The organism is Micromonospora sp. NPDC051296, assembly GCF_040682255.1.
GTDB lineage: Bacteria > Actinomycetota > Actinomycetes > Mycobacteriales > Micromonosporaceae > Micromonospora > Micromonospora craterilacus.
Genome location: NZ_JBFBAO010000054.1, coordinates 1 through 26,229 on the forward strand (window position 1 = coordinate 1; position 26,229 = coordinate 26,229).

Annotated in this window: 22 protein-coding genes; 15 read left to right on the forward strand and 7 right to left on the reverse strand. The window is 73.2% G+C overall.

The window, feature by feature from the left end:
- A partial coding sequence (locus AB0M52_RS08870; protein WP_363950856.1) for a sigma-70 factor domain-containing protein occupies positions 1-1,023 on the reverse strand: 1,023 nt, incomplete at its 3' end.
- A 287-nt stretch (positions 1,024-1,310) separates the two neighbouring features.
- Between AB0M52_RS08870 and AB0M52_RS08875 the strand changes: the two genes are divergently transcribed.
- Entirely contained in the window at positions 1,311-2,129 is an 819-nt protein-coding gene (locus tag AB0M52_RS08875) for an inositol monophosphatase family protein (protein WP_363950858.1), read from the forward strand.
- A 104-nt stretch (positions 2,130-2,233) separates the two neighbouring features.
- Here AB0M52_RS08875 and AB0M52_RS08880 read toward each other — a convergent pair whose 3' ends face one another.
- Positions 2,234-2,746, reverse strand: coding sequence for a LytR C-terminal domain-containing protein (locus AB0M52_RS08880; RefSeq protein ID WP_363950903.1), 513 nt, complete (start codon positions 2,744-2,746; stop codon positions 2,234-2,236).
- Positions 2,747-3,178: 432 nt separating this feature from the next.
- Here AB0M52_RS08880 and AB0M52_RS08885 point away from each other — a divergent pair, with 432 nt between their 5' ends.
- Both AB0M52_RS08885 and AB0M52_RS08890 read left to right on the forward strand, forming a co-directional pair.
- Positions 3,179-3,475, forward strand: a complete 297-nt coding sequence (locus tag AB0M52_RS08885) for a DUF4193 domain-containing protein (RefSeq protein WP_137778117.1) — start codon at positions 3,179-3,181, stop codon at positions 3,473-3,475.
- A 305-nt stretch (positions 3,476-3,780) separates the two neighbouring features.
- Complete coding sequence (locus tag AB0M52_RS08890; protein WP_363950860.1) at positions 3,781-4,578, forward strand: hypothetical protein; 798 nt, start codon at positions 3,781-3,783, stop codon at positions 4,576-4,578.
- A gap of 57 nt (positions 4,579-4,635) precedes the next feature.
- Here AB0M52_RS08890 and AB0M52_RS08895 read toward each other — a convergent pair whose 3' ends face one another.
- The gene (locus AB0M52_RS08895) at positions 4,636-5,127 is read right to left on the reverse strand and encodes a DUF3093 domain-containing protein (protein ID WP_363950862.1); all 492 of its coding nucleotides are present in this window, start codon (positions 5,125-5,127) and stop codon (positions 4,636-4,638) included.
- 86 nt (positions 5,128-5,213) lie between these two features.
- Here AB0M52_RS08895 and dut point away from each other — a divergent pair, with 86 nt between their 5' ends.
- From dut to AB0M52_RS08915, 4 genes are all read left to right on the forward strand, one after another.
- Positions 5,214-5,744: a dUTP diphosphatase gene (dut, locus tag AB0M52_RS08900; RefSeq protein ID WP_363950868.1), complete on the forward strand. Its 531-nt coding sequence runs from the start codon at positions 5,214-5,216 to the stop codon at positions 5,742-5,744.
- Positions 5,741-6,412, forward strand: coding sequence for a DUF3710 domain-containing protein (locus AB0M52_RS08905; protein WP_363950871.1), 672 nt, complete (start codon positions 5,741-5,743; stop codon positions 6,410-6,412). Before dut ends, AB0M52_RS08905 begins: the two co-directional genes overlap by 4 nt.
- A 129-nt stretch (positions 6,413-6,541) precedes the next feature.
- Complete coding sequence (locus AB0M52_RS08910; protein WP_363950906.1) at positions 6,542-6,922, forward strand: OB-fold nucleic acid binding domain-containing protein; 381 nt, start codon at positions 6,542-6,544, stop codon at positions 6,920-6,922.
- Between the two features lie 16 nt (positions 6,923-6,938).
- Entirely contained in the window at positions 6,939-7,619 is a 681-nt protein-coding gene (locus tag AB0M52_RS08915; protein ID WP_363950874.1) for a DUF3159 domain-containing protein, read from the forward strand.
- 25 nt (positions 7,620-7,644) lie between these two features.
- On the opposite strand, the gene AB0M52_RS08920 is transcribed toward AB0M52_RS08915, so the two are convergent.
- On the reverse strand, positions 7,645-8,334 hold the full coding sequence (locus AB0M52_RS08920) for a TrkA family potassium uptake protein (RefSeq protein WP_111213750.1): 690 nt from the start codon (positions 8,332-8,334) through the stop codon (positions 7,645-7,647).
- A gap of 2 nt (positions 8,335-8,336) precedes the next feature.
- The gene (locus AB0M52_RS08925; protein WP_363950877.1) at positions 8,337-8,999 is read right to left on the reverse strand and encodes a TrkA family potassium uptake protein; all 663 of its coding nucleotides are present in this window, start codon (positions 8,997-8,999) and stop codon (positions 8,337-8,339) included.
- 204 nt (positions 9,000-9,203) lie between these two features.
- Between AB0M52_RS08925 and AB0M52_RS08930 the strand changes: the two genes are divergently transcribed.
- The 4 genes from AB0M52_RS08930 (at position 9,204) to dxs (ending at position 15,883) form a co-directional block, all read left to right on the forward strand.
- Positions 9,204-11,276, forward strand: coding sequence for an APC family permease (locus AB0M52_RS08930; protein WP_363950880.1), 2,073 nt, complete (start codon positions 9,204-9,206; stop codon positions 11,274-11,276).
- 153 nt (positions 11,277-11,429) lie between these two features.
- The gene (locus AB0M52_RS08935; RefSeq protein ID WP_363950882.1) at positions 11,430-12,650 is read left to right on the forward strand and encodes a TRAM domain-containing protein; all 1,221 of its coding nucleotides are present in this window, start codon (positions 11,430-11,432) and stop codon (positions 12,648-12,650) included.
- Positions 12,651-12,677: 27 nt separating this feature from the next.
- Positions 12,678-13,865, forward strand: a complete 1,188-nt coding sequence (locus tag AB0M52_RS08940) for an anhydro-N-acetylmuramic acid kinase (protein ID WP_363950885.1) — start codon at positions 12,678-12,680, stop codon at positions 13,863-13,865.
- 71 nt (positions 13,866-13,936) lie between these two features.
- Positions 13,937-15,883, forward strand: coding sequence for a 1-deoxy-D-xylulose-5-phosphate synthase (gene dxs, locus AB0M52_RS08945; RefSeq protein WP_363950888.1), 1,947 nt, complete (start codon positions 13,937-13,939; stop codon positions 15,881-15,883).
- A 182-nt stretch (positions 15,884-16,065) separates the two neighbouring features.
- Here dxs and AB0M52_RS08950 read toward each other — a convergent pair whose 3' ends face one another.
- A complete protein-coding gene (locus AB0M52_RS08950) occupies positions 16,066-17,241 on the reverse strand; it encodes a hypothetical protein (RefSeq protein ID WP_363950891.1) in 1,176 nt (391 codons plus the stop codon).
- Between the two features lie 347 nt (positions 17,242-17,588).
- On the opposite strand from AB0M52_RS08950, the gene AB0M52_RS08955 reads away from it, so the two are divergent.
- Both AB0M52_RS08955 and AB0M52_RS08960 read left to right on the forward strand, forming a co-directional pair.
- On the forward strand, positions 17,589-19,406 hold the full coding sequence (locus AB0M52_RS08955) for a hypothetical protein (RefSeq protein WP_363950909.1): 1,818 nt from the start codon (positions 17,589-17,591) through the stop codon (positions 19,404-19,406).
- The gene (locus AB0M52_RS08960; RefSeq protein WP_363950894.1) at positions 19,407-21,263 is read left to right on the forward strand and encodes a hypothetical protein; all 1,857 of its coding nucleotides are present in this window, start codon (positions 19,407-19,409) and stop codon (positions 21,261-21,263) included.
- Positions 21,264-21,267: 4 nt separating this feature from the next.
- On the opposite strand, the gene AB0M52_RS08965 is transcribed toward AB0M52_RS08960, so the two are convergent.
- Positions 21,268-23,094, reverse strand: coding sequence for a hypothetical protein (locus AB0M52_RS08965; RefSeq protein ID WP_363950914.1), 1,827 nt, complete (start codon positions 23,092-23,094; stop codon positions 21,268-21,270).
- A 98-nt stretch (positions 23,095-23,192) separates the two neighbouring features.
- On the opposite strand from AB0M52_RS08965, the gene AB0M52_RS08970 reads away from it, so the two are divergent.
- Positions 23,193-24,485, forward strand: coding sequence for a PQQ-binding-like beta-propeller repeat protein (locus AB0M52_RS08970; protein ID WP_363950897.1), 1,293 nt, complete (start codon positions 23,193-23,195; stop codon positions 24,483-24,485).
- Between the two features lie 145 nt (positions 24,486-24,630).
- Complete coding sequence (locus AB0M52_RS08975) at positions 24,631-25,938, forward strand: PQQ-binding-like beta-propeller repeat protein (RefSeq protein ID WP_363950900.1); 1,308 nt, start codon at positions 24,631-24,633, stop codon at positions 25,936-25,938.
- Positions 25,939-26,229 lie beyond the last annotated feature (291 nt).

Genomic DNA, 26,229 nt, shown 5'->3' on the forward strand with positions numbered 1-26,229 from the left:
GTAGTCGAATTTCTCGACGGCGCGGATGAGGCCGAGGTTGCCTTCCTGGATGAGGTCGAGGAAGGCCATGCCGCGGCCCGTGTACCGCTTGGCGAGCGAGACGACCAGCCGGAGGTTCGCCTCCAGCAGGTGGTTCTTGGCGCGCTCGCCGTCCCGGGAGATCCAGAGCAGGTCGCGCTGCATCTCGCGGACGAGCTTCTCCTCGCCCTCGTCGGCCGCGCGCAGACGCTCGGCGGCGTAGAGCCCGGCCTCGATCCGCTTGGCGAGCTCCACCTCCTGCTCGGCGTTGAGCAGCGGCACCTTGCCGATCTGCTTGAGGTACGCCCGGACCGAGTCGGCCGAGGCGGTCAGCTCGGCGTCCCGGCGCGCCTGCTTGAGCGCCTCGGACTCCTCGTCGTCCCACTCGAAGTCGTTGTCGCTGGCGGAGCTCGCCGCGTCGGCTGCGGCGGCCCGGGCCAGCTCGACCGGCTCCTCGACCACCACGTCCTCGATCTCGGCGGCGAGTTCCTCGGGATCGACCTCGCCCTCAGCGGCCTCCCCGTTGGCCTTGCCGGCGGGCTTCGCGGCACCGGTCGCGGCGGCCACCGTCGCCTTGGTGGCACGGGTGGACTTCTTGGCCGGCGCGGCGGCCTTGGCGGCCACCTCGGCGGTGGTCCCGGCCTTGCGCGAGGTCGCCTTCCGTGGCGCCGGCGCCGGCGCCTCCTCGGCGGCGGGTGCCTGCTTCGGAGCGGGCGGCGCGGCCTTCTTGGTGGTCTTGGCGGTGGTGGCCCGGGACGCCGGGGTCGCGGAGCGGGCGGCGGCGACCCGGCGGCGGGTGCTGGCCGAGCCGTCGACCACGACGGTTACCCCGGCCTCGGAGAGCGCCCGCAGGATCTTCTTGGCCTGGGCCGGAGTCACCTCGGCGGACTCGACGGTGCGCGCGAGCTGGGCCGACGTGAGCTGGCCGCCGGCGCTCTGCGCGTGGGCGATCAGGGTGTCGGTGAGCGAGCGAACGTCGGCGCCGGTCTGGCGGGGTTCTGTCACGAATGACCTTCCGGAGGCGAAGAGCGAGCACGGCCGGATCGTCCGGCGCAGCGTGGGGCACCGTGCCGGGCGATGTGGTTGAGGGACCCCCGTGTCCCGGGCCGGCCGGTCGTCGGGCGGTCCGTGGCGCGTGGGCAGGGGTGAATTGTAACGCCGTCTGCGGCGATCATCCTGCGCCGCACGGCTGACCGGCGATCGGGACCGCCGATTCGGTGCGCTTGTGGACTTTGTAAGGATGATACCCGCGCGGGACCCGGAAACCCGGCCGTGCGGGAAGGGGACGGACGATGGACTCGGCACCGCCGCCGCAGGAACTGCTGGAAATAGCGATCGACGTGGCGCGGGACGCGGCCGCCACCGCGCACCGGATGCGGGCCGAGGGTGTCTCCGTGGCGGCGACCAAGAGCACCGTCACCGACGTGGTGACCGCAGCCGACCGCGCGGTCGAGCGCCAGATCACCGATGCGCTGCGCCGGCTGCGGCCGGACGACGCCGTGCTGGGCGAGGAGTACGGCGCGGCGGAGCGCGGTACGGACGCCCCGGCGCGGGTGCGGTGGATCGTGGATCCGATCGACGGCACGGTCAACTACCTGTACGGGCTGCCGCATTGCGGGGTGTCGATCGCCGCAGAGGTGGACGGCGAGGTGGTGGCGGGTGTGGTCCGCAACATCCACACCGGCGACGAGTGGACCGCGACCCTCGGTGGCGGCGCCTGGCGGGACGGGCGGCGCCTGCGCTGCTCCACCGAGACCGACCTCGGCCAGGCACTGGTGATCACCGGCTTCGGCTACGACCCAAGCCGCCGGGCGCACCAGGCCCGGGTGGTGGCCGAGCTGATCCCGCAGGTGCGGGACATCCGCCGGCTCGGCGCGGCCGCCGTCGACCTCTGCGTGGTCGCCGAGGGGCGGGCCGACGCCTACTACGAGAAGGGGCTGGCGGCCTGGGACCAGGCGGCCGGGGGGCTGGTGGCGGCCGAGGCCGGCCTGGTGATCGGCGGTCTCAAGGGGCTGGCACCCGGACCGGACATGGTCATCGCCGCGCCGCCCGCGCTGTTCGGCCCCCTACACGACCGCCTGGCCGAGTTGGACGCCTCCGGCGGCCCCTGAGCCGCCCGGCCGGCCGATCGGCAGTCCGGCCGCTCGTCCGGTCAGATCGGCCCGTCCGGTCAGATCGACAACCGGCCGGACGGGCGATCCGGTCGGCCCGGCGGTCAGTCGACCGGCATCGGGCAGGAACCCGGCGGGGCGTTCGGGGCGCCGAGGTCGCCGAGGGACTGGTTGACCTCGGTGGTGGTGGCCAACTGCTGGAAGCTGTTGCCGAGCGTCACCTTGACGACATCGGTGGTGATTTTGGGGTCGTACTCGTGATCGGCGTCGTTCAGGAAGTACGCCCGCAGCAGGTGCGCCGCGCCGACGCCCTTCGGGCCGTAGCGCAGCACCGCCACCTCGTCGATCTGCTTCTTCGCGGTGGATTCCTTCTCCACCTGGAAGTTGCGGTTGCGGAAGTCGTCGCCGACGCTGGCCGCCAACCCGGGGCGGTCGGTGCCGTTGAGCACCTCGATCTTGACTTCCTTGGCCTCGCGCAGGGTGACGTCGGCGCGCGGCCAGTCATCGGGGCAGCCCTCGGCCAGACCGGCGTTACCCTGGGTGTCCCGGACCATGGCGACGATCACGAAGACCAGGGCGACCACAGCCAGCATGCCGACGACAACGAGTGCTCGCACTCGCGCAAAGCTCATCAGGGCGCTCCCGGGCAGTGATGGGTGGCGGCGACTGTCAGCGGTCGGGCCGCCCCGCCGGCCGTCAGTTACGCCGCTGAGGTTAACGGTTGTCCGACCGTCGCGTGAAACAGTCCGACATGCCGGCGCGGCATCCAAGAACCGGGTAGTACTACCCCTATCTTCGTGTCGCCTGAGTCACATTGGGAACAACTTCCCGTGCAGGGGCGTACATCTCAGCCACGAGGGCGGTATACATGCCTCGCCCAAAGGGGGGGTAGGGTTCCGCGCTCGCCGGGGGAGTTTCTCCGGCGGTCTGACCCGAGCGGTCGTCGGGTCAGGTGGCCGACACTAGCGATGGCCGGCCAGCGGAACCGAAACAGCGTCGTCCGGCGTTACAACCGGAAGCGACAACATCGAAATGGGAGAGTGAAACCGATGGCCACCGACTACGACGCCCCGCGCCGCGACGAGGTCGACCTCGGCGAGGACAGCCTGGAAGAGCTCAAGGCCCGGCGTGTCGACTCGCAGTCGGGCGCCGTGGACGTCGACGAGGCCGAAGTGGCTGAGAGCTTCGAGTTGCCCGGCGCCGACCTGGCCGACGAGGAGCTCACGGTCAAGGTGCTGCCGATGCAGCAGGACGAGTTCCGCTGTGCCCGCTGCTTCCTGGTGCACCACCGCAGCCAGTTGGCGATCGAGCGTAACGGCGAGCTGATCTGCCGCGAGTGCGTCTGAACGACGGGTACGGCACCACCACCAAAGCGGCGGCTCCCGAGCGGAGCCGCCGCTGCCCGGCTCGGCGAGCGCCGCGCCGGTCGACCTGGTTGACTCGTGAGGCATGGCCGTCGCGCCGGCGGTCGTCCACCCGGGAGGTCGGGTCATGAGCGAGCGTCAGCGAGCGAATCATCGGCTCAGTACGGTGGTGCCTCATGGCGGCACGGAGCGTAGCGGAGTGCCGTCATGAGCGAACGGAGCGAGCGAATCGTCAGGCTCAGTGCGGTGGTGCCTCATGGCGGCACGGAGCGCAGCGGAGTGCCGTCATGAGCGAACGCGGTGAGCGTGGGGATGAGCTGGACGCGACGATCGTGGCGCTGACCGCCGACGAGGTCGAGCCGGCGACTCGCCGCCAGTTGCTCGGTCGACTGGTCGGCCAGGCCCGGTCCCGGGGGGTCGGGGACCTGTTCAAACCGAAGGCGGCGCTGCGCTGGATGGTCGACACGGTCGCCGAGATCGCGCCGCACGTGCCGATCCGTGACCTGGCCACGCTGCGTCGGCACTTCCCCGGTCTGGACGGCGAGGAGCTGGCCGACCGGCTGGTGCGCAACGCGTCCCGGGCGACGGCGGGGATCGGCGCGGCCGGCGGCGGCGCCTCCGCGGTGCAGTGGACGGTCGCGCCGAGCCTGCTGTCCGCGCCTGTCCTGCTCGCCGCCGAGACGGTCACGGTGGTGGCGATCGAGCTGAAGCTGACCGGTGAACTGCACGAGGTCTACGGGGTCCCGCTGCCCGCTGGCGGCACCCAGCGGACGGTGGCCCTGGTGCATGCCTGGGCCAACCAGCGCGGGGTCAACCCGATGATGCCCGGCGTGGGTATCGGCGCCGTGCTCGGCACGGCTGCCCGCCACGAGCTGCGGGACACCCTGCTCAAGCGGTTCGGCCGCAACCTGACCACGCTGGGGCCCTTCCTCACTGGCGCCGCGGTGGCGAGCTACCTGAACCGGCGGGCCACCCGCACGCTGGCCGACCAGCTCCGCACCGACCTGCGCCGGCAGCGGCGCAGCCTGCCCGGGGTCCCGCCGGCCCTGCCCGGCACCCCGCCCGCGCTGCCCGGTGCGCCCTGACCGCCGGTTCCGGCGAGGTCAGTGGGGCCTGGGCCGTTGCGGGGCGGGCGTGGCCGGTCAGCGGGCCGCGTCGCGGGCGGCCAGGAGGGCCTCGGCCAGCTCGACCGGGTGCCGGGAGCTGACCACCCAGAACGGGGTGGGATCGGCCGGGTCGTCGAGGACGACCTGGACCGCGCCCCGGATCCACGGACGCTGCACGACGAACGCCAGCGGGTCGGCGCCGACGCCGAGCACCTCACGCCGCCCGTCGGCATCCAACGGGACGGCGTCGGCGACGAACCGCACCGGCAGCCGGGCGTCGTCGACCCGCAGCTCGCCATCGGTCACCGCGATCCGGATCCGGCCCAGCCAGGCCAGCCCGGCGACGGTGGCCGGCAGCAGCACCGCGAACGGCAACCAGGCGCGTACGCCGGCCCCGCCCATCCACACCTCGACGGCGAGCAGGGCGGCGGCGGCCAGCCCCGCCAGCCACAGCCACCAGGGCAGGAGGAGCCGTTCGGCGTACGCCGGGGTCGCCGTGGTGGACGAAGGTGACGGTGACTGGCTCACTCGTGCCAGGGTACGGCGCGCAGCCACCCGGGTACCGGGCAGGATGGCAGGGTCACCCCCAGCGGAACGGACGAAAGAGGGAGACCGTGACCGATCTGGTGCCCGTGCCGGTCCGGCAGCTCGACCCCGAGCTGCCGCTGCCGGCGTACGCCCATCCCGGTGACGCCGGCGCCGACCTGGTGGCGGCCACCGACGTCGAGTTGCCGCCCGGCGGTCGGGCGTTGGTGCCGACCGGCGTGGCGATCGCGTTGCCCGAGGGGTACGTGGGTCTGGTCCACCCCCGATCGGGGCTTGCGGCCAGACTCGGCGTGACGGTGCTCAACGCGCCCGGTACGGTCGACGCCGGCTACCGGGGTGAGATCCTGGTCAACCTGATCAACCATGATCGGGCCGTGCCGGTGAGGATCTCCCGGGGCGACCGGATCGCGCAACTCGTTGTGCAACGGGTGGAACGGGCGGTCTTCCAGCCGGTGGCCGAGCTGCCGGCGTCTGGACGCGGGACCGGCGGGCACGGCTCCACCGGCGGGCACGCCAGGCTGGTACCGCCGCCGGCGACGGACGGCGCGGACGGAAGAGGTGGCACGGTGAGTGCGAACAGCGGAGGGTGGACCCAGTGATCTTCTCCCGAAAGCGGGCCGCGGGACGGCATGCCCGCGACGAGCGGGCCACCGACGTGCCCGAGGGCGCCGAGTCGGTCCCGGCGGAGCCGGCGCGCGGGCCGTACGACGTCACCGAGGCGCCTGACGGGGTGCAGCGGCTCGACCTGGGCAGCCTGCAGATCCCGGCGGTGCCCGACGTCGAGGTGCGGGTGCAGGCCGACCAGCAGGGTGTGATCCAGCAGGTCGTGCTGGTGCACGGGCAGAGTGCCCTGCAACTCGGCGTCTTCGCCGCCCCGCGCTCCGAGGGGATCTGGGACGAGGTGCGCGAGGAGATCCGCCAGTCCCTGTTCAAGGATGGCGCCGCCGCGCAGGAGGTGACCGGCGAGTACGGCACCGAGCTGCACGCCCGGGTGCGTACCGAGGACGGGTTGACCGACCTGCGGTTCGTCGGCGTCGACGGGCCGCGGTGGATGGTCCGGGCGGTGTACCAGGGTGAGGCGGCCACCAACCCGGCGGCCGCCGGCCCGCTGGCCCAGTGCATGGACGGCCTGGTCGTCGACCGGGGCGGGGAGGCCAAGCCGGTGCGCGAGCCCTTGCCGCTGCGGCTGCCCCGCGAGGCGGGTGAAGCGGCCGGGCAGCCCGACCAGGCCGAAGCCGACGCCGCGTCGGCGCCGGGTGCCCGATGAGGCGGGCCCTTGCCGGAGCGCCGGGACGGCCCCGATCGGCGTACGCTGGCGGGAGCCGTTCCGGCGCCGCCGGAGCGGCAGCGGGTGCTGGCGGTAGCCAGCCGGGTTGGAGAGGGTGACGCGGAGGTCATGACGGCCGACGAGGGTCGGGGTTCGCTGCGGCGGATGCTGCGCCGGCTCACCGCCAGCGAGGCCGAGATCGAGGCGCAGCAGCTGCAACAGGAGAGCGCCCGGTGCGGCGCGGTGCCGGTGCTGCAGTGCGCCCGAGGGCAGGTGGCCTCGGTCACCGGCCGGCTGCGTACGGTCGTCTACACGCCGCGGACCAACCTGCCGGCGTTGGAGGCGGACCTCTACGACGGCAGCGACGTCGTGACGCTGGTCTGGCTCGGGCGTCGGCGCATCACCGGCATCGAACCGGGGCGGCACCTGACCGCCAAGGGGCGGATCGCGATCCGGGACGAGCGCAAGGTGATCTACAACCCGTACTACGAGCTGGAGCCGTCGAAGTGAACCTGAAGGGCGGGCGATGACCACGGGACAGCAACCGGCAACCCAGCCGGGGACCGGGCCGGCGGACGAGGAGCGGCTGCCCACCGTCGCCGAGCAGATGGCCGACCAGCTCGGTGGTTGGCGGGGGCTGGTCGAGTCCAGCATCCCGGTGGTGGTCTTCGTGGTCGTCAACATCCTCGGCGAGCTGCGCCCCGCGGTGATCGCGTCGGTGGGCGTGGCGGTGCTGATCGGGGCGTTGCGGCTGGCCCAGCGGCGGCCGGTGCGGCACGCCGTCAACGGGTTGTTCGGCATCGCCATCGGTGCCGCCATCGCCTGGCGCACCGGCGAGGCCCGCGACTTCTACCTACCCGGCATCCTCTACGGCATCGGCTACGGGCTGGCGCTGCTGGTTTCGGCGCTGATCCGGCAGCCCCTGGTCGGTTGGCTCTGGTCGGTGCTGGTGGCCAAGGGCAGCTCCGAGTGGCGCGACGACCCGAAACTGGTGCGGACCTTCACCGGGTTGACCGTGCTGTGGGGCGTGGTCTGGCTGGCCAAGGTGGGCGTGCAGGCCGGGCTCTACCTCGCCGAGCAGGACACCGCGCTCGGTGTGGCCCGGCTGGCCCTGGGCTACCCGCCGTACGTGCTGCTGCTGCTGATCACGGTCTGGACCGTACGCCGGGTCACCCGGGAACCGGAGCCCGCGCCGCTGGCCAGCTGAGCGGGCTCGGCGCCCGCTCGCCGCCTCACCGCGAGTCGCGGGTGCGCTCGACGCTGCCCGGACCGAGCACCACCTCCCGGACGGCGTCCTCCACCTCGGCCGTGCAGACGAAGATCAGCTCGTCGCCGGCCTCGATCGGGTCGTCCTGGCTTGGCACCAGCACCCGCTTGCCGCGCAGGATCGCCACCAGCGCGGCGTCCCGGGGCAGCGGCACCGCGTGCAGCGGCTGCCCGACGTACGGCGCGGTCGGCGGCAATGTGATCTCGACGAGGTTGGCCTCGCCCTGCCGGAAGGTCATCAGGCGGACCAGGTCGCCGACCGTCACCGCCTCCTCGACCAGCGCGGCCATCACCCGTGGCTTGCTGACCGCCACGTCCACGCCCCACTGCTCGGTGAACAGCCACTCGTTCTCGGCCCGGTTGACCCGCGCGACCACCCGGGGCACCGCGAACTCGGTCTTGGCCAGCAGCGAGACCACGAGGTTGACCTTGTCGTCGCCGGTCGCCGCGACCACCACGTCGCAGCCGGCGAGGTCGGCCTCCTCCAGGCTGGCCAGCTCGCACGCGTCGGCCAGCACCCACTCCGCGGCCGGCACCCGGTCGGGCCGCAGCATCCGCGGCTGACGCTCGATCAGCAGGACCTGGTGGCCGTTCTCGATCAACTCCTGGGCGATCGAGCGGCCCACGTTGCCGGCGCCGGCGATGGCGATCCGCATGATCACTGCGCTCCTTCCGGCGCTGCCGCCACCGCGGTGACCGTGGCCACCATGTCGTCGGTGACCAGCATGAAGACCTGGTCGCCCTCCTGCACCACGGTGGAGGCGGTGGGCAGCGTGCCGATGCCGAAGCGGATCAGGTACGCCACCCGGGCTCCGGTCGCCTCCTCGAGGGCCGGCACCGGGCGACCGATCCAGTCCTTGTGCACCGGCACCTCGACGATCGAGACGGTGCTGGTCGGATCCCGGAAGATCTCCACGTTGCCCTCCGGCAGCAGGTGCCGCAGCATCCGGTCGGCGGTCCACCGGACGGTGGCCACGGTGGGGATGCCCAGACGCTCGTAGACCTGCGCCCGGCGCTGGTCGTAGATGCGGGCCGCCACCCGGGACACGCCGAACGTCTCGCGGGCCAGCCGAGCCGAGATGATGTTGGAGTTGTCGCCGCTGGAGACGGCGGCGAAGGCGTCCGCCCGCTCGATGCCGGCCTGGCGGAGCACGTCGCCGTCGAAGCCGGCCCCGGTGACCGTGATGCCACCGAAGTCGGGCCCCAGCCGGCGGAAGGCGTCGGCGTCCTGGTCGATGATCGCCACCGAGTGCCCTCGGGACTCCAGGTTGTGGGCCAGGGTCGAGCCGACCCGACCACATCCCATGATCACGATATGCACGCTGCCTCCCATGGGTGCGTACCGCTGCGCCTCATCGCCTGCGAGCCTGCCACGTCGGGGCCACGGGCGGGGACCGACGGTACTCCGGCGGTGCGGCGCGCCGGCCACCACCCCACGGGCGGCCAGGGCCCCCACGGCCGGCGATCGGCCCGCAGCCGGCCACCCCCGGCACGACCGCCGACGGTGGTCGTACGCTTGGCGGTTGTGGCCCGATCCACCTCCCTGCTGAAGCGGCTGCTCGTCGGTCGACCGTTCCGGTCCGACCGCCTCAAGCACACCCTGCTGCCGAAGCGCATCGCCCTGCCCGTCTTCGCCTCGGACGCGTTGTCCAGCGTGGCGTACGCGCCGGACGAGATCCTGTTGATGCTCTCCATCGCGGGCGCCTCGGCCTTCGTCTTCTCACCCTGGGTGGCCCTCGCGGTCATCGTGGTGATGTTGACGGTGGTGGCCAGCTACCGGCAGAACGTGCACGCCTACCCCTCCGGGGGTGGCGACTACGAGGTGGCCACCGTCAACCTCGGCCCCCGCTTCGGCATCGGGGTGGCCAGCGCGCTGCTGGTCGACTACGTGCTGACGGTCGCCGTGTCGGTCGCCTCCGGGGTGGCCAACCTCGGCTCGGTCATCCCGTTCGTGGCGGAGCACAAGGTGCTCATCGCGGTCAGCGCCGTGGTCCTGCTGACCGCGGTCAACCTGCGTGGCCTCAAGGAGGCGGGAAGCGCGTTCGCCATCCCCACCTACGGCTTCATGATCGTCATCGTCGGCATGATCCTCACCGGGTTGGTCCGGGTCGTGGTGCTCGGCCACGACCTGCGTGCCCCCAGTGCCGACCTGGTGATCGCCGCGGAGTGGCACGACACCACCGGCTGGGTGATGGCGTTCCTGCTGCTGCGCGCCTTCTCCTCCGGCTGTGCCGCGCTCACCGGGGTGGAGGCGATCTCCAACGGGGTGCCGGCGTTCAAGGCGCCCAAGAGCCGCAACGCCGCCACCACCCTGCTGCTGCTCGGCCTGGTCGCGGTGACCATGCTGATCGGCATCGTCTGGCTGGCCCGGCTCACCGGGTTGCAGTTCGTCGAGGACCCGCACCACCAGATCGTCGCCGGCCCCGAGGGGTACGTGCAGAAGACGGTCACCGCCCAGCTCGGCGAGACGATCTTCGGCGCCAACTCGGTGCTGCTGTTCCTGGTGGTCGGGGTGACCGCCACGATCCTTTTCGTGGCCGCCAACACGGCGTTCACCGGCTTCCCGGTCCTCGGCTCGATCCTCGCCCAGGACCGCTACCTGCCCCGGCAACTGCACACCCGGGGCGACCGGCTCGCCTTCTCCAACGGGATCCTCTTCCTGGCCGGCTTCGCGATCGTGCTGATCGTCGGCTTCCAGGCCGAGGTGACCAAGCTCATCCAGCTCTACATCGTGGGGGTCTTCGTCTCGTTCACCCTCTCCCAGGCCGGGATGATCCGGCACTGGAACCGGCACCTGCGTACCGAGCGGGATCCGCGGACGCGCCGCCGGATGGTCCGCTCCCGGGCCATCAACGCCTTCGGCATGGCGATGACCGGGGCGGTGCTGGTCATCGTGCTGGTCACCAAGTTCCTGCTGGGCGCCTGGATCGCCATCGTCGCGATGGGCGTGATCTACCTGCTGATGCTGGCCATCCGCCGGCACTACGACCGGGTCGCCGTGGAGCTGACCCCGGACGAGGGGCGGCCGGTGCTGCCCGCCCGTAACCACGCGATCGTGCTGGTCAGCAAGCTGCACCAGCCGACCCTGCGGGCGGTGGCGTACGCCCAGGCCACCCGGCCGGACACGCTCACCGCGGTGACCGTGAACGTGGACGACAACGACACCCGGCAGTTGCAGGCCGACTGGGAGCGGCGGGACGTGCCGATCCCGCTGACCGTGATCGACTCGCCGTACCGGGAGATCACCCGCCCGATCCTGAGCTACGTGGCCGGCGTCCGCCGGGACTCGCCGCGCGACGTGGTCACCGTCTTCATCCCGGAGTACGTCGTCGGACGCTGGTGGGAGAACCTGCTGCACAACCAGAGCGCGCTGCGGCTGAAGGGCCGGCTGCTGTTCGAGCCGGGGGTGATGGTGACCAGCGTGCCGTGGCAGCTCGCCTCCACCGCCGGAAAGGATCTCGATCGGATGGACGCCACCCTGGGCCGGGGGCCGGTCCGCGGCCCCCGGATCGCGCCACGCAGCACGCTGCCACCGAGCGTCCCGCCGGTGGCCCCCACCCGGCCCGGCACCGGCCAGCCGGATGGTGAGGCGCAGTGAGCGAGTGGCAGCGAGCGAGCCATCAACGCAGCGACAGCGCTCAGGCCGGCGCCGAGCGTAGCGAGGTGGCGGCGTGAGCGAGCGGAGTGAGCGAACCGTTGGGCATAGCAGCGTGGCGTCTCGCGCCGCCGGTGAGCGAAGCGAGGTGGCGGTGTGAGCGGGTTGGAAGAGGCGCAGCGGGTCGAGCTGACCGTGGCGGCGGTGGCCCCCGGTGGGCACTGCGTGGCCCGGGTGGACGGCCAGGTGGTCTTCGTCCGGCACGCCCTGCCCGGCGAGCGGGTGGTGGCCGAGGTCACCGAGGTGCACCGGGGCTTCGTCCGGGCCGACGCGGTGGCCGTGCTGGAGGCTGCCCCGGACCGGGTCGCCCCGCCCTGCCCGTACGCGCGGCCGGGTCGCTGCGGCGGCTGTGACCTGCAACATGTCGCCCCGGACGCCCAACTGCGCTGGAAGGCCGCGGTCGTCCGCGAGCAGCTCACCCGCCTCGGCGGCCTCGACGAGGCCGAGTGCGACGCCCTGGACGTGCGGGTCGAGGCGCTGCCGGGCGGCCCGCTCGGCTGGCGCTCCCGGGTCCGCTACGCGGTGGACGCCGCGGGCCGGGCCGGGCTGCTCAAACACCGCTCGCACGAGGTGGTGCCGGTGGACCGCTGCCTGATCGCCCACCCGGCCATCCAGGAGCTGCCGGTGCTCACTGCGACCGGGGCCTGCTGGCCGGACGCCGACGCGGTGGAGACGGTCGCCTCCACCGGCGGGGATGTCGCGGTGACCGCCCTCGCAGCCGGGCGTACCCGGGTGGTGAGCGGACCGGGCCGGGTCCGGGAGCGGGCCGTGGGCCGGGAGTGGTCGCTGCCCGCCTCGTCGTTCTGGCAGGTCCACCCCGCCGCGGCGGACACCCTGGTCGGTGCGGTGCTGGAGCTGACCGGGCCACGGCCGGGGGAGACGGCCTGGGATCTCTACGGCGGGGCCGGGCTGTTCGCCGCGGCGCTGGCCGACCGGGTCGGTGAGGCCGGGCGGGTCACCCTGGTCGAGGCGGCCGGCGACGGCGTCACGGCGGCCCGGGAGAACCTGCGTGACCTGCCCCGGGTGGAGGTGGTGGCGGCCCGGGTGGAGACCGCGCTGGCCCGCCGCCGGGTCACCGGGCCGGTCGACGTGGTGGTGCTCGACCCGCCCCGGTCCGGGGCTGGTGCCCGGGTGGTCCGCGACGTGGTCGCCGCCGGGCCTCGCGCGGTGGCCTACGTGGCCTGCGACCCGGCCGCGTTCGCCCGGGACCTGCGGGTCTTTACCAGCCTCGGCTGGCGGCTGGCGGCGCTGCGCGGGTACGACCTCTTCCCGATGACCCAGCACGTGGAGCTGGTCGGGCTGCTGCTGCCGGACTGAGTCGAGCCGGCTCGTTAGCCTGGCGCGGTGAAGATCGTCGGGCTGATGTCGGGTACCTCGTACGACGGGGTGGACGTGGCGGTGGCCGAGTTCACCGCCGAGGGCGACACCCTGTGGTTGCGGCCGCTCGGGCATCGGGGCCTCGACCACGACGACGAGCTGCGCGCCGCGATCGCGGCGGTGCTGCCGCCGACGACGACCACGATCGAGGCCGTCTGCCGGCTCGACAACCGGCTGGGGGAGGTCTTCGCCGAGGCCGCGGCGGTGGGCGTGGCGCTGGCCGGTGGCGACGTCGACGGCGTCGTGTCGCCCGGGCAGACCGTCTTCCACTGGGTCGAGGACCGGCGGACCCGGGGCACCCTGCAACTGGGCTCGGTGGCCCGGGTGGCCGCCCGGGTCGGCGTACCCGTGCTCAGCGACCTGCGCTCGGCGGACGTCGCCGCCGGCGGGCAGGGCGCGCCGTTGGTGCCGGCCTTCGACGCGCTGCTGCTGGCCGGCGGCGGGGCGGCGCCGCGGGCGGCGTTGAACCTGGGCGGCATCGCCAACCTCACCGTGGTCGCGGCCGGGGCGCCGGTGCTCGGGTACGACGTGGGTCCGGCCAACGCCCTGCTCGACGCCGCCGCCCGGCGCCTGCTCGACGCCGCCTGCGATCGTGACGGTGCCCGGGCGGCGGCCGGCCGGGTCCACGACGCCCTGCTCGCCGAACTGCTCGCCGAGCCGTACTACGCCGCGCCGCCGCCGAAGTCGACCGGCAAGGAGTTGTTCCACGCCCGGTACCTCGACGAGCGGCTGGCCGCCGTCGGCGGGCCGGTGCCGGCCGACGACGTGTTCGCCACGCTGACCGAGCTGACCGCCCGGGTGGTGGCCGACGCCTGCGACCGGCACCGGGTGGTCGAGGTGGTCGCCGCCGGTGGCGGGGTGCGCAACCCGACCCTGTGGCGGCGGCTCGCCGCGCTCGGCGCCGGTCGCTGGCGGTTGCGTACCACCGACGAGCTGGGCATCCCGGCGGAGGCGAAGGAGGCGTACGCGTTCGCCCTGTTGGGCTGGCTGTCCTGGCACGGCTTGCCGGGGGCGCTCCCGTCGGTGACCGGGGCCACCCGCGCGGCGGTGCTCGGCTCCTGGACGCCCGCCGGGCCGCCGTACCGGGCCGGTCCCGGCGCGCCCGGCGCTGGCCCGCGGATCATGCCGCCACGCCGGCTGCGGGTGCGGGACTGACCTCCCGCTCAGTACCGCGGGCCCGGCGACCCGGGCTGCGTGGTGCGCGAGGGCCGATAGACTCTGCGGTCATGAGTGTTGAAGAGGACACGGCCAACCAGGGCCGGCTGCTGGCCGCGGTGCACGGTCCCCAGGACGTCAAGCGGATGTCGGCCACCGAGCTGGACATCCTCGCCGCCGAGATCCGTGACTTCCTGATCGCCAAGGTGTCACGCACCGGCGGGCACATCGGCCCCAACCTGGGCGTGGTGGAGCTCACCCTCGCCATGCACCGGGTCTTCGACTCTCCCCGTGACCGGCTGCTGTTCGACACCGGCCATCAGGCGTACGTGCACAAGATCGTCACCGGCCGGCAGGAGGGCTTCGACCAGCTGCGCCAGCGCGGTGGGCTCTCCGGCTACCCCAGCCAGGCCGAGAGCGAGCACGACATCATCGAGAACTCGCACGCCTCCACCGCCCTGTCGTACGCCGACGGGCTGGCCAAGGCGTACGCGCTGCGAGGCGAGTCGCGCAGCGTGGTGGCCGTGGTCGGCGACGGGGCGCTGACCGGCGGCATGTGCTGGGAGGCGCTGAACAACATCGCCGCCGCCGGCAACCCCCTCGTCATCGTGGTGAACGACAACGGCCGCTCGTACGCGCCGACCATCGGCGGTCTCGCCGACCATCTCTCCACGCTGCGGCTGAACCCGGGCTACGAGAAGGTCCTCGACGCGGTCAAGGACGCCCTCGGCTCGACCCCGCTGGTCGGCAAGCCGATGTACGAGGTGCTGCACGCGGTCAAGAAGGGCATCAAGGACGCGGTCGCGCCGCAGGCGATGTTCGAGGACCTCGGCATCAAGTACGTCGGCCCGGTCGACGGGCACGACGTGGCCGCGGTCGAGTCGGCGCTGCGGGCGGCGAAGAACTTCGGCGGCCCGGTGATCGTGCATGCGGTCACCCGCAAGGGCTATGGCTACCGCCCGGCCGAGGAGGACGAGGCGGACTGCCTGCACGGACCGGGCGGCGCCTTCGACGTCGAGACGGGTCAGCTGGTCGCCGCGCCGTCGGTGAAGTGGACGCACGTCTTCGCCGACGAGCTGGTCGCGATCGCCGACGAGCGGCCCGACGTGGTGGGCATCACCGCGGCCATGGCCGAGCCGACCGGCATCGCGAAGCTGGCCCGTAAGTACCCGGAGCGCACCTACGACGTGGGCATCGCCGAGCAGCACGCCGCCACCTCGGCGGCCGGTTTGGCGCTCGGTGGGCTGCACCCGGTGGTGGCGGTCTACGCGACCTTCCTCAACCGGGCCTTCGACCAGGTCCTGCTCGACGTGGCGATGCACAAGCTGCCGGTCACGTTCGTGCTGGACCGGGCCGGCATCACCGGCCCCGACGGGCCGAGCCACTACGGCATCTGGGACATGTCGGTCTTCGGGGTGGTGCCCGGCCTGCGGATCGCCGCCCCCCGCGACGCCGCCACCCTCCGCGAGGAGCTGCGCGAGGCGGTTGCCGTCGACGACGGCCCGACGATCCTGCGCTTCCCGACCGGTGCCGTCGCCGCCGACCTGCCCGCCGTGCGCCGGATCGGCACCGTCGACGTGCTGGCCGAGTCGGCGCGTACCGACGTACTGCTGGTCGCCGTCGGCTCCTTCGGCCAGCTGGGCATGGACGTCGCCGCCCGGGTCGCCGAGCAGGGCTACGGGGTGACCGTGGTCGACCCGCGCTGGGTCCGTCCGGTCCCGGCCGAGCTGGTCGAGCTGGCCACCGCGCACCGCCTCGTGGTCACCGTCGAGGACGGCGTCCGGGTCGGCGGCGTCGGCGACGCCCTCGGCCAGGCCATGCGGGACGCCGGTGTCCGGGTGCCGCTGCGCGACCTCGGCGTGCCGGCCGAGTGGCACCCGCACGGCTCCCGCAGCCAGATCCTGGCCGACCTCGGCCTGACCGCCCAGGACGTGGCCCGCGACGTCACCGGCTGGATCTCCCGCCTGGACACCAGCCCAGTCGACCCCGCCTCCCTAACCCCCACCACCCCCAACTGACCCACCCCACCCACCCACCCACCCACCCGGCCCGGCCCCGCCCCCGGCGAACCGGGCCCAACCTCGCGCACCCGCACCCCGCCGCGTCGATCATGCACTTCTGGTCGCCTTTTCGCGCAGAGTGCGCCTTTTGCGGGGACAAGAAGTGCAAGATCGCCGTGGGCCGGGGGCGTGGGTCGGGGTTAGCGGCGGGGGGAGCCGGCGGAGCGGTAGTGGGTTTTTTCGTCGGCGGCGAGGCTGAAGGTCTCGGTGCGGTCGGGGCGGGGGACGACCACGAGGCCGGGGCGGTCGACCAGGCGGGTGGTCTTCGGGGGCACCGACAGCGTGGTGTCCTTGGTGGAGCGCCAGCTCAGCACGACCAGCGGTTGCCCCGGTACCGGCACCTCGTAGACCTGCAACGGGTTGGTCCGGTCGGCGGGGGAGAGCACCACCGGGCCGCCGTCGGCGGGCCGGTAGACGACCGCGCTCATCGTGCCCTCGGCGGTCTCCCAGGTGAGCTGGTCCAGCTCGGCCGGCTCACCGCCACCGAGGGCCACCTCGCCGAGCGTACGCACGGCCAGTTTCGCCTTCGGCCAGGACGCGGGCACCGACTGCGGGGCGTTCCGGTCGCCGATGCGCCGGACGACGCTGCCGAACGGGGCCTCCTCGCCGGCCAGCAGGCAGGTGTCGAGGCCCGCGAGCGCACGCTTGCCCGAGCCGCTCTCGTCGCGTACCAGTGGATAGCGGGGGTTCGCGGTGCCGGTGCCGAGGTCGAGCAGCCGGTCGGCGGAGCGGCCCCGGGGCAGCGACTCGGTGGACCGCAGGGTGGCCGTCACCGTCACCGCCTGGCACCTCGGCACGTCGACCGGTGCGGTGAGACCGTCCGTGTTGGACAGGGTGCGGCCGTTCGGGCCGACCAGCCGCCGGACCCGTTCGGAGGTGAGATAGCGCCGCCCGTCGGCGGTCTGCACCGGCAGTACGTCGGAGTAGACCAGGTAGCCGGGATCGGTGTATTCGGTGGCGTGGCTGACCACGTACCGGTCGCCGTCGCCGGTGAGCTGGAGCAGCCAGGAGGCGGCCTGACCGGGTACCGACGCGGCGACCAGGGCCAGCGGGGCGCCGCCGACCTCGCCGGAGAAGAGGATGCCGGACGACGGCAGGTGCACCCGATCGTCGACCGGGGACCGCCAGTCGCGTACCGCCTCGGTCACCGCGGCCGTCACCGCCGAGTCCTCGGCCAGCGAGCCTCGCGGTGGCCACACGGTCAGCGAGCCGTCCATGCTGTCGTAGCCGACCCGCAGGTCCCGTGGCCGGCGCTCGGCGACCGGCCCGCAGGCGGTGACGGCGACCAGCAGGGCAGACAGGCCGGTGGCCGTCAAGCCGCGCCAGCGGACTGGAGCCACCTGTTACGCCCCCGATCGCCTCGGTCGTCGTGTCGGAGGGCAATAGTACGAGATGTCCCGTCGATGGTTCGCGGCGGCTCACGCTCCGTCGCGCCAGGGTGCACTCCGTCCACAGCGGACGTCACGTCGACTTTGGGGCTATTTCCCCACTCGGGTAGACTCCGCCGACTGTGACGCCTGCTGAGACCCGCGCCGCATCGCCGCCGGAATCCGACGTCGCCGCGGGCTCGCCGCCCGAACCCGTCACCCTGGGTGAGGGGCCGCGGGACACCGCCGTGGACGCCGGCCCGACCGCGGCCCCGACTGTGGACGCTGGCCCGACCATGGCCCCGACCGTGGACGCTGGCGCGGCCGGAGACGGGCAGGACTCCGCAGTATCCGTTCCATCGCCACGGCGCCGGTTCCGGTGGACGCGCCGCCGGCAGGATCTCGCGGTCTTCGGCGGTTTCCTGCTCGTCGCGGTCTGGGTGACCAGCCAGATCTGGGCCGACCCGGCCGGACGGGTGGCATCGCTCTACAGCAGCGACCCGGCCCAGGTGCAGTTCTTCCTCGCCCACTCGGTACGGGTGGTGCTGCACGGGGAGTTCCCGTTCTTCACCGAGCAGTTCAACTACCCGGACGGGGTCAACCTGATGGCCAACACGGCCATCCTCGCGCTGGGCATCCCGATGGTGCCGGTGACCCTGCTGTTCGGACCGGCCGTCACCTTCGTACTGCTGGTCACGCTCGCCCTCGCCGGCACCGCCACGGCCTGGTACCACGTGCTGTCCCGGCACGTGGTGAGCAACCCGCTGGCCGCCGTGGTGGGTGGCTGGTTCTGCGGCTTCTCCCCGGCGATGCTGTCGCACGCCAGCTGGCACCCGAACATCATCAGCCAGTTCCTGCTGCCGTTCATCGTCTGGCGGGTGATGGTCATCACCCGGTCCACCCGGCCCTACCGGGACGGCGCGCTGCTGGCCCTGCTGGTCACCGCGCAGGCGTTCATCAACGAGGAGATCCTGCTCTTCACCGCGATGGCCTGCGGGATCTTCCTGATCGCGGTCGTGGTGCAGCGCCCCGCGCTCTGGTCGACGGCCTGGCGACCGCTGGGCAAGGCGGTGGCCACCTGCACGGTGATCGCCGGCTCGCTGCTGGCGTACCCGCTGTACATCCAGTTCGCCGGGCCGATGGCGTACCACGGGCTCAGCGACGCCGTCCGCGACTACGGCAACGACATCGCCGCGTACTTCGCCCCCGGCTCGCCGACCATCGGCGGCAACCAGCGGGCGAACGTCAACCTCGCCCCGAACTACTCCGAGGAGAACGCCTTCTTCGGGTGGAGCCTGGCGCTGATCGCCGTCGGCATCGTGCTCTGGCTCCGGCGGGAGGTGCTGGTCCGGGCGCTCGCCGCGACCGCCGCGTTCTACACCATCCTCTCCCTCGGCGAGCAGATCACCTGGTGGGACCGGGAACTGATCGTCGGCCCGTGGGAGTGGCTGGTCCGGTTGCCGCTGCTCGACGCGGTGGTGCCGACCCGGTTCGGCATGATCACCAGCGTGGTCGTGGCGATCCTGCTGGCCCTGGCCATCGAGCGGAGTCGCACGCTGCCGCTGGACCGGCGGACCCTGCGTACGCTGACCGCCGGCGGCCTGATCCTCGCGCTGCTGCCGATCACGCCCATGCCGTTGCCGATGACCTCCCGGCCGCCGGTGCCGGAGTTCATCACCTCCGACCGCTGGCGGGTCTATGTCGGGCCCGACCAGACGCTGGTGCCGATCCCGGTGCCGAGCATGGGTAACACCCACGGCATGCGCTGGGCCGCCGCGACCAACCTCGACTTCAAGATTCCCGGCGGCTACTTCCTCGCCCCGCGCAACGGCAACACCGGCGATCCGGGCCGGTTCGGCGGCCGGCCGAGCGGCATTGGGCGGCTGCTGGAGGAGGTCGCGACGACCGGCCGGACGCCGGAACTGAACGATCGCCAGCGGCGCCGGTCGCTGGACGAGCTGCGGCACTGGCGGGCGGCGGTCCTGGTGCTGCCGGTCAGCCAGCCGCACTCCGAGCCGCTGCGGCAGACCGTCGAACAGCTGGTCGGTCCGGCCCGCCACGAGCTGGACGTCTGGGTGTGGGACGTGCGGTCGCTGACCGACCGCTCGTCGTAGATGCTGGCCGGCACGGCCGAGCGGCCGGCCGAGGCCGTCGCCCGTCGTCGCCGGCTGCCCGCCCGTACCCGGGACGCGGCCGTGGTGGGCGGGTACCTCGCGCTGGCGCTGTGGCTGACCAGTCGGCAGTGGGGTCGCCCGGACCGGCTGTTCCACCAGGCCGGCGACCAGATCCTCTTCGAGTGGATGCTGGCCCGGGCGGCGCGTGCCGTGGTCGGGCTGGAGAATCCGCTGTGGAGCGACGCGTTGAACGTCCCCGGCGGGGTGAACCTGATGGCCAACACCTCGGTGCTCGGGCTGGGCGTCCCGCTGGCCCCGGTCACGCTGCTGTTCGGCTCCCAGGTGGCCTTCGTGGTGGCGGTGGTCGGCTGCCTCGCCGGCACCGCCACCGCCTGGTACGTGCTGCTGCGCCGCCGCCTGGTCGACTCCCGGCTGGCCGCCGCGGTCGGCGGGCTGGTCTGCGGCTTCGCCCCTGGCATGGTGGCCCAGGCCGGAACCCACCTGCACATGGCCGCCCAGTTCCTGGTGCCGGTGATCCTGGCGTTGGTGTTCCGCCCCGAACCGGGCGGCCGGGTGTGGCGGCCCGGCGTCCTGCTCGGATTGGCGGTGACGTACCAGGTCTTCCTCGGCGAGGAGGTGCTGCTCTTCGTGGCGCTGGCCGCCGGCGTCTTCGTCCTCGGGTACGCGCTGGCCGACCGGGCCGCCGCCGGCCGGCTCGCCCTGGCGACGGCCGGCCGGATCGCGGTCGGCGCGGCGGTGGCGGGCGTGCTGCTGGCGTACCCGCTGTGGTTCCAGTTCTTCGGCCCCGGGCACTACCGCGGGATGCCGTTCCACGCGTACGGCTACCAGCTGGACGCGGCGTCGTTCACCGCCTCGGCCCGGCAGACCGTGTTCGGCGGCAACCGTCTGCCGGGGCTGGCGCCCAACCCGACCGAGGAGAACTCGTTCTTCGGGCCGGGGCTGCTGGTGTTGGCCGTGATCGTCACGATCTGGCTGTGGCGGCGCCCGCTGGTGCGCGCGCTGGCCGCCTGCGGGGTGCTGTTCGCGCTGCTCTCCCTCGGGGCCCGGGTACGCCTCGACGGCGCGTTCACCGACCTGCCGGGGCCGTACCGGCTGGTCGCCGGTCTGCCGCTGCTCGACCACGTGGTGCCGGCCCGGTTCGCGCTGATCTGCGTACCGGTGCTGGGCATCCTGGTGGCGCTGTCGATCGACCGGATCCGACAGCTGGGTCGGCCTGACGCTGGCCTCGGCCAAGGCAGGCCGCCGACCGCCGGCCGACCGGCCCCGGGGAACGGCGTGCCGGCGGGCGGGACCGCGCCCCGGGCGGTGCCGGTGCGCCTGCTCTGGGCCGGTGCGGTGGCCGCCGCCTTGCTGCCGCTGACCCCGACCCCGATCCGCACCGTGCCGGCCGGGCCGGTGCCGGCGTTTGTCGCCGACGGGACCTGGCGGGCGTACGTGCCGGTGGGGCGGACGCTGGTGCCGGTGCCGCCGGTCACCAACGCGGGCCGCAGCCCGGGGATGCTCTGGTCGGCGCGGACCGGGCTGGCCTTCACCGCGCCGGGCGGCTTCTTCATCGGCCCCCGTGCGCCGGACGACCCGGCGGCCCGCTGGGGCGCGCCGGACCGGCCCACCTCGGTGCTGCTGCGGCGGTTGGCGGACACCGGCGAGGTGCCGCCGATCACCGACGCGGACCGGCGTCAGGCGGTGGCGGACCTGCGGCACTGGCGGGCCGCCGTGGTGGTCCAGGGTGGACTGCACCACGGCGAACCGGTGCGGCGCACCGTCGAGGCGCTGCTCGGCCCGCCCCGGGAGATCGGCGACGCCCTGGTCTGGGACGTTCGCCCCCTCGTCGACTGAAGCCTTACACCCGGTCGCGGACGTCCCAGAGCCAGACGTCGTCGACCCGCTGGGGCGGGCCGAGCAGGGCGGTCAGCAGGTCGCGCAGCACCGCCTCCCGGGGGTGAGCGCCGAGCACCACCACCGAGGCCCGCCAGAAGCGCAGGTCCGCCAGCGCCTCGCGGCGGTTCTCGTCGGTCAGCTCGGGCAGCTCCCCGGCGTCCATGGTGCGGTAGATGAGCGTGCTGGTGGGCCGGTTCGGCGCGCCGAAGACGCCCTGGCCGTCCAGGTTCGGGCCGATGAAGTAGCCGGCCGGGATCCGGAACTCGTGCTGGGTCAGCGCGCTCCAGCGCAGCGTGGACAACCCGTGCACGTTGCTGGGGATGGGCACCGGCACCAGCGTCCGGCCCGCCGGCACGTACGGCCGCCAGGCGCCGGAGGTGATGAAGGCCGGCGGCGGATCGACCGGCTCGGCCGGCAGCGGGCGGGGGATCAGCGGCAGCACGGCGAGCGCGATCGCGGCGTACCCGGTCGCCTGCTGCCAGCGAGGGCGCGGCCGGGTGGTGGGCGTCGTCATCCCGGGGGTGCGCTGCGCCGGCACCGGCGGGCGGCCGTTGCCGGCCACCGCGTCCCAGGCCAGCGCGAGCAGCACGCCGAGCGCGGCGGTGGTCACCAGGGTCAGCCGGGTCGGCATCATCATCTCGACCAGCGGCACGTCCGCGGGAATGTACGACCACGGGCCGGCGATCCCGGTCAGCTCGCCGTTGAACCGGATCTCCGGGCCGAGCGACGCGACCGAGAAGATCACCACCAGTACGGCGAGGATCCGGGCGACCAGTGAGCGGCGCACCAGCAGCGCCAGGGCCACCACCGACAGCAGCACCAGCGGCCAGCCGAACCAGGTGTTCTGCTCGGTCCGCCCGATGGTCAACTCGACCGCCTCGTCACCGGCGAGCGTGTCACGGGCGAAGGTGACGAAGGCGACGATGTCCTCGCCCCAGCTGTGGAACACCCCGCCCTGCAGGCCCCGGTAGGACTGCGGACCGTTGAACTGGAACCAGATCGGGTAGGCGGTGAGCAGCAGGGCCAGCCCGCCGCCGACGCCGAGCCCGGCCGCGAACGTGCCGGCGCGGGCGCGCGCGGCGCGCGGTCGCAGCAGCGCGTACGTGATCACGACGACCAGGCAGGCCATCGCCGTGAGCAGCAGCATTTCCTCGTTGATGAAGATCTGGTACGCCACCAGCAGGCCCAGCACCAGGCCGTTGCGCCGCCACCGGCCGGGTTCGGTCAGCCGGAACACCCGCACCACGATCAGCGGGAGCAGGAAGTTGGAGACGAAGTTGGGCTGACCGTTGGCGTGGTGCACGATGCCGGGGGCGAAGCCGAGGAACCCACCACCGATGAAGGCCGCGGCGCGGGAGCGCACCAGGTGCCGCGACAGCATCCAGTACGAGGTGCCGGCGGTGGCCGCCAGCGCGCCGCCCAGGTAGAGCGCGTACACCACCTGGGGGCCGAGCAGCAAGGTCAGCGGGGCCAGCGGCAGGGTCACCCCGAGCAGCGAGGTGTTGGCCATCATGTTCACCCCGTCCGGGGCGTTCTGCTGCGTGCTGAACAGCGGGTTCTCCAGGTGGCGCACCGAGTACGCACCGTGCGAGAAGAGCCACTCGAACCAGCTGTGGTCGGTGGGCAGGTGGGACGACACCCGGTTGTTCACGTCGCCCCAGTAGTTGAGGCAGACGAGGACACCGAGCAGCACGTAGGCTCCGATGGCCAACACGTCGGCGCGGGCCGGGCCGCGTCGGGGACGTGGTGTCGTTGCTTCCGCCTCGGCGGTCTCGGAGACGGGGTTCAGCGAGGGATTTACCACCGGCACAGCCACGACGGGCCATCGTACAGGCGTGCGGCGCGGCCCCCGACAGCCGTGAGGGCGCGCACCGGGGGAGGGCGACCGTGACGTTGATCGAACTCGGTGAGCTGACCGAGCCGACCGGCCCGGAGCCGTCGCGCCGGCGGGGCCCGGCCCGCAACCGCCGGCTGTGGGCCGCGCTGGTGGCGCTGATCGCGCTGCTGACCCTGGCCGGTGCCGCGCCGCCAGCCCCCCGGATGCAGGCGATCCTGCCGTCCTCGCTGGCCGCCCAGGTGTTCCTCACCGGAGACCAGATCCTCACCGTCGTGCCGGTACGCGAGGCCACCGACGGCAGCGAGGAGTTGCTCGCCTACCAAAGGCCGGAGCGGGCCACCGGTACGCCGCAGCGGCTCACCCCACTGTGGCGGATGCCCGTGGGGCCCGAGCACCGGGTCACCGCGGCTGAACGTGTGGACGACGCCGGCCTGGTGCTCTCCCTCATTGCCGACGACGGGACCGAGACCCTGCTGCTGGACAGCCGGACCGGGCAGCCCCGCTGGCGGAAACCCGGAACCGCGACGCCCGACGCGTCGGGCCGGGTGCTGCTGCAAACGGGCGACGTGACGGGGCCGATCACGCTTGCCGCAGTCGAGTTGGCCAGTGGTCGCGAACTGTGGTCGGTGTCATCGAAGGCGACTTTGGTGACATATCACAAGCGGGAAGGGGTGATCGACGCAATCGTGGTGTCCATGGCGGCCGGCGGCGTCGAGGTGCTGGACCCGGAGACCGGAGCGCTGCGGGACCGTCTTCCGGCCACCAGCGACGAAGCGGGCGGTTACCAGCGTGCGTGGGTGGTCGGTGACCTGGTTCTGGTCCGCAACTCGAAGGGTGTGGTCGCCTACGACATCGACGGAATGGTCCGACGCTGGCAGACAGCGGCCTCGTCGATCGAATGGGTCGTCCCGTGCGGCGCCCTGCTCTGCACGAGCAACGCCGGCGGTGGCGCGCACATGCTCGACCCGGCGACCGGAGCCATCCGGTGGAGCATCGTCGACGACGTCTACGTCCTGCGCGCCGACGACCGGCGTGCCCTGGTGTCCGATCACCGTGGCCGCCCGGCGGGGGACGTGACGACCATCGACGCGGGGACGGGGCGGATCGCGGCCGACGACGGCACCTGGGACCTGGTCCGCGAGGTTGAATACGCCCCGTACCTGCTCGGCACGCGGCCCATCCCCAAGGTTGGTGCGGTGCTGGCCCGCCTCGACCCGACGCAGGCGCAGGCACGGCGCATCGACATGCTGCCCGGTGCCGTCGGTAACTGCCAGTACCGGGAGGACCTGATCGCCTGCCGCCGCCAGAACGGCGATTTCGGGCTGTGGCAGCTGCGCGACTGACCGCAGCTAGCTCACCGGGTGAGCGCTGCGCCGGGCGGGCAGCGGCACGTCGGGCGGCCGGGGCCGAGGCATTGTTGCCCGCAGCGCGTAGGCTCCGATGGCCAGCAGGTCGGCGCTCGCCGGGCCGCAGCGGGGGAGGGCGAGCGTGACCTTGATCGACCTCGGTGAGCTGACCGAGCCGACCGAACCGGCGCCGCCGCGCCGACGGGGCCCGGCCCGCAACCGCCGGCTGTGGGCCGCGCTGGTGGCGCTGGCCGCGCTGCTGACCGTGGCCGGCGCCGCACCGCCGGCCGCGCGGGTGCACGCGACGGTGCCGGCCGGCCTGGGGGCCGACGTACTGCTCAGCGCAGACCAGATCTTCATCGTCACGCCGGCACCGGGGGTGACCGACGGCACCCGGGAACTGGTCGCCTACCCACGGCCGGGGCACGCCACGGTCAGGCCGCAGCGACTCGCTCCGCTGTGGCGGGTGTCCCTGCCGGCCGGCAGCAGCGTCTTCCAGGCGGAGCCCGTCGACGACTTCGGGGTGCTGTTCTCCATCAGTCACCAATCGTCCACTCTCGACGTCCTCGAGACCTGGCTGCTCGACAGCCGCACCGGGCAGCAGCGCTGGCGGGCGCCCGGAGCCGCCACCCTCGACGGGGCGGGACGCGTACTGCTGCGCACCTTCATAGTGGGGGAGCCGACCATTCTGAAGGCGGTCGATCTGGCCGACGGCCGTGAAGTGTGGTCGACCTCGCTGCTGGCGGTCTGGATGGACCACCACCAGCGGGACGGAGTGATCGACGCCATTGTGGTGGCCACGTCCGCCGGCGATGTCGAGGTGCTGGAGCCGGAGACCGGCAAGCCTCGGCACCGACTCCCCCCGTTCAACGACGATCCGGGCGGTTACCTACAGGCATCGGTGGTTGGTGACCTGGTGGTGGTGGTTCGCAATTCGAGGACGGTCACCGCCTACGACCTCGATGGGCTGACCCAACGTTGGCAGACGGCCGTCCCGCTGGCCGACTACGTCACCCCGTGCGGCGTCCTGATCTGCGCGCAGGTCGCCAGTGGCGGCGCGCACTTCCTCGACTCGGCCACCGGGGCCCTTCGCTGGACCAGCCCCGACACCGTCAACGTCGTGGTGGCCGACGGGGTACGTGCCCTGGCCGTCGCTTCCACGGGCGGGGACGCCCTGGACGTGATCGCCGTCGACGCGGCGACCGGGGCGACGCTGACCGAGTACGGGACCTGGAGTCCGGTCTTCGAGTACGAGTACACGCAGCGGCTGCTCGGGACCCGGGTGGTGCCCGACATCGGTCTGCTGCTGGCCCGACTCGATCCGGCCGAACCGCGGCCGCGGCACATCGACGTGCTGGCCGGCGCCGTCCGCGAATGCCAGCACCGGGGTGACCTGGTGGCCTGCCGGCGGCAGGACGGTGACATCGGGGTGTGGCGGCTGCCCGACTGAGCAGGGTGGAGTTGTCGGGGTCGAGCCGGCGAGCACCACAACGACACCGCGCAGCCCGTAGGCTCCGATGGCCAGCAGGTCGGCGTGCGCCGGACACCCGACGGCCGGTAGGGGCACGCGCCCGGTGCGCGCGGGGAGGACGAGCGTGACGTTGATCGACCTCGGTGAGCTGACCGAGCCGACCGACGCGGAGTTGCCGCCTCGCCGGCGCCCGCCGAGCAGCCGCCGGCTGGGGGCCGCGCTGGTGGCGCTGGCCGCGCTGTTGGCCCTGGCCGGCGCCGCGCCGCCGGC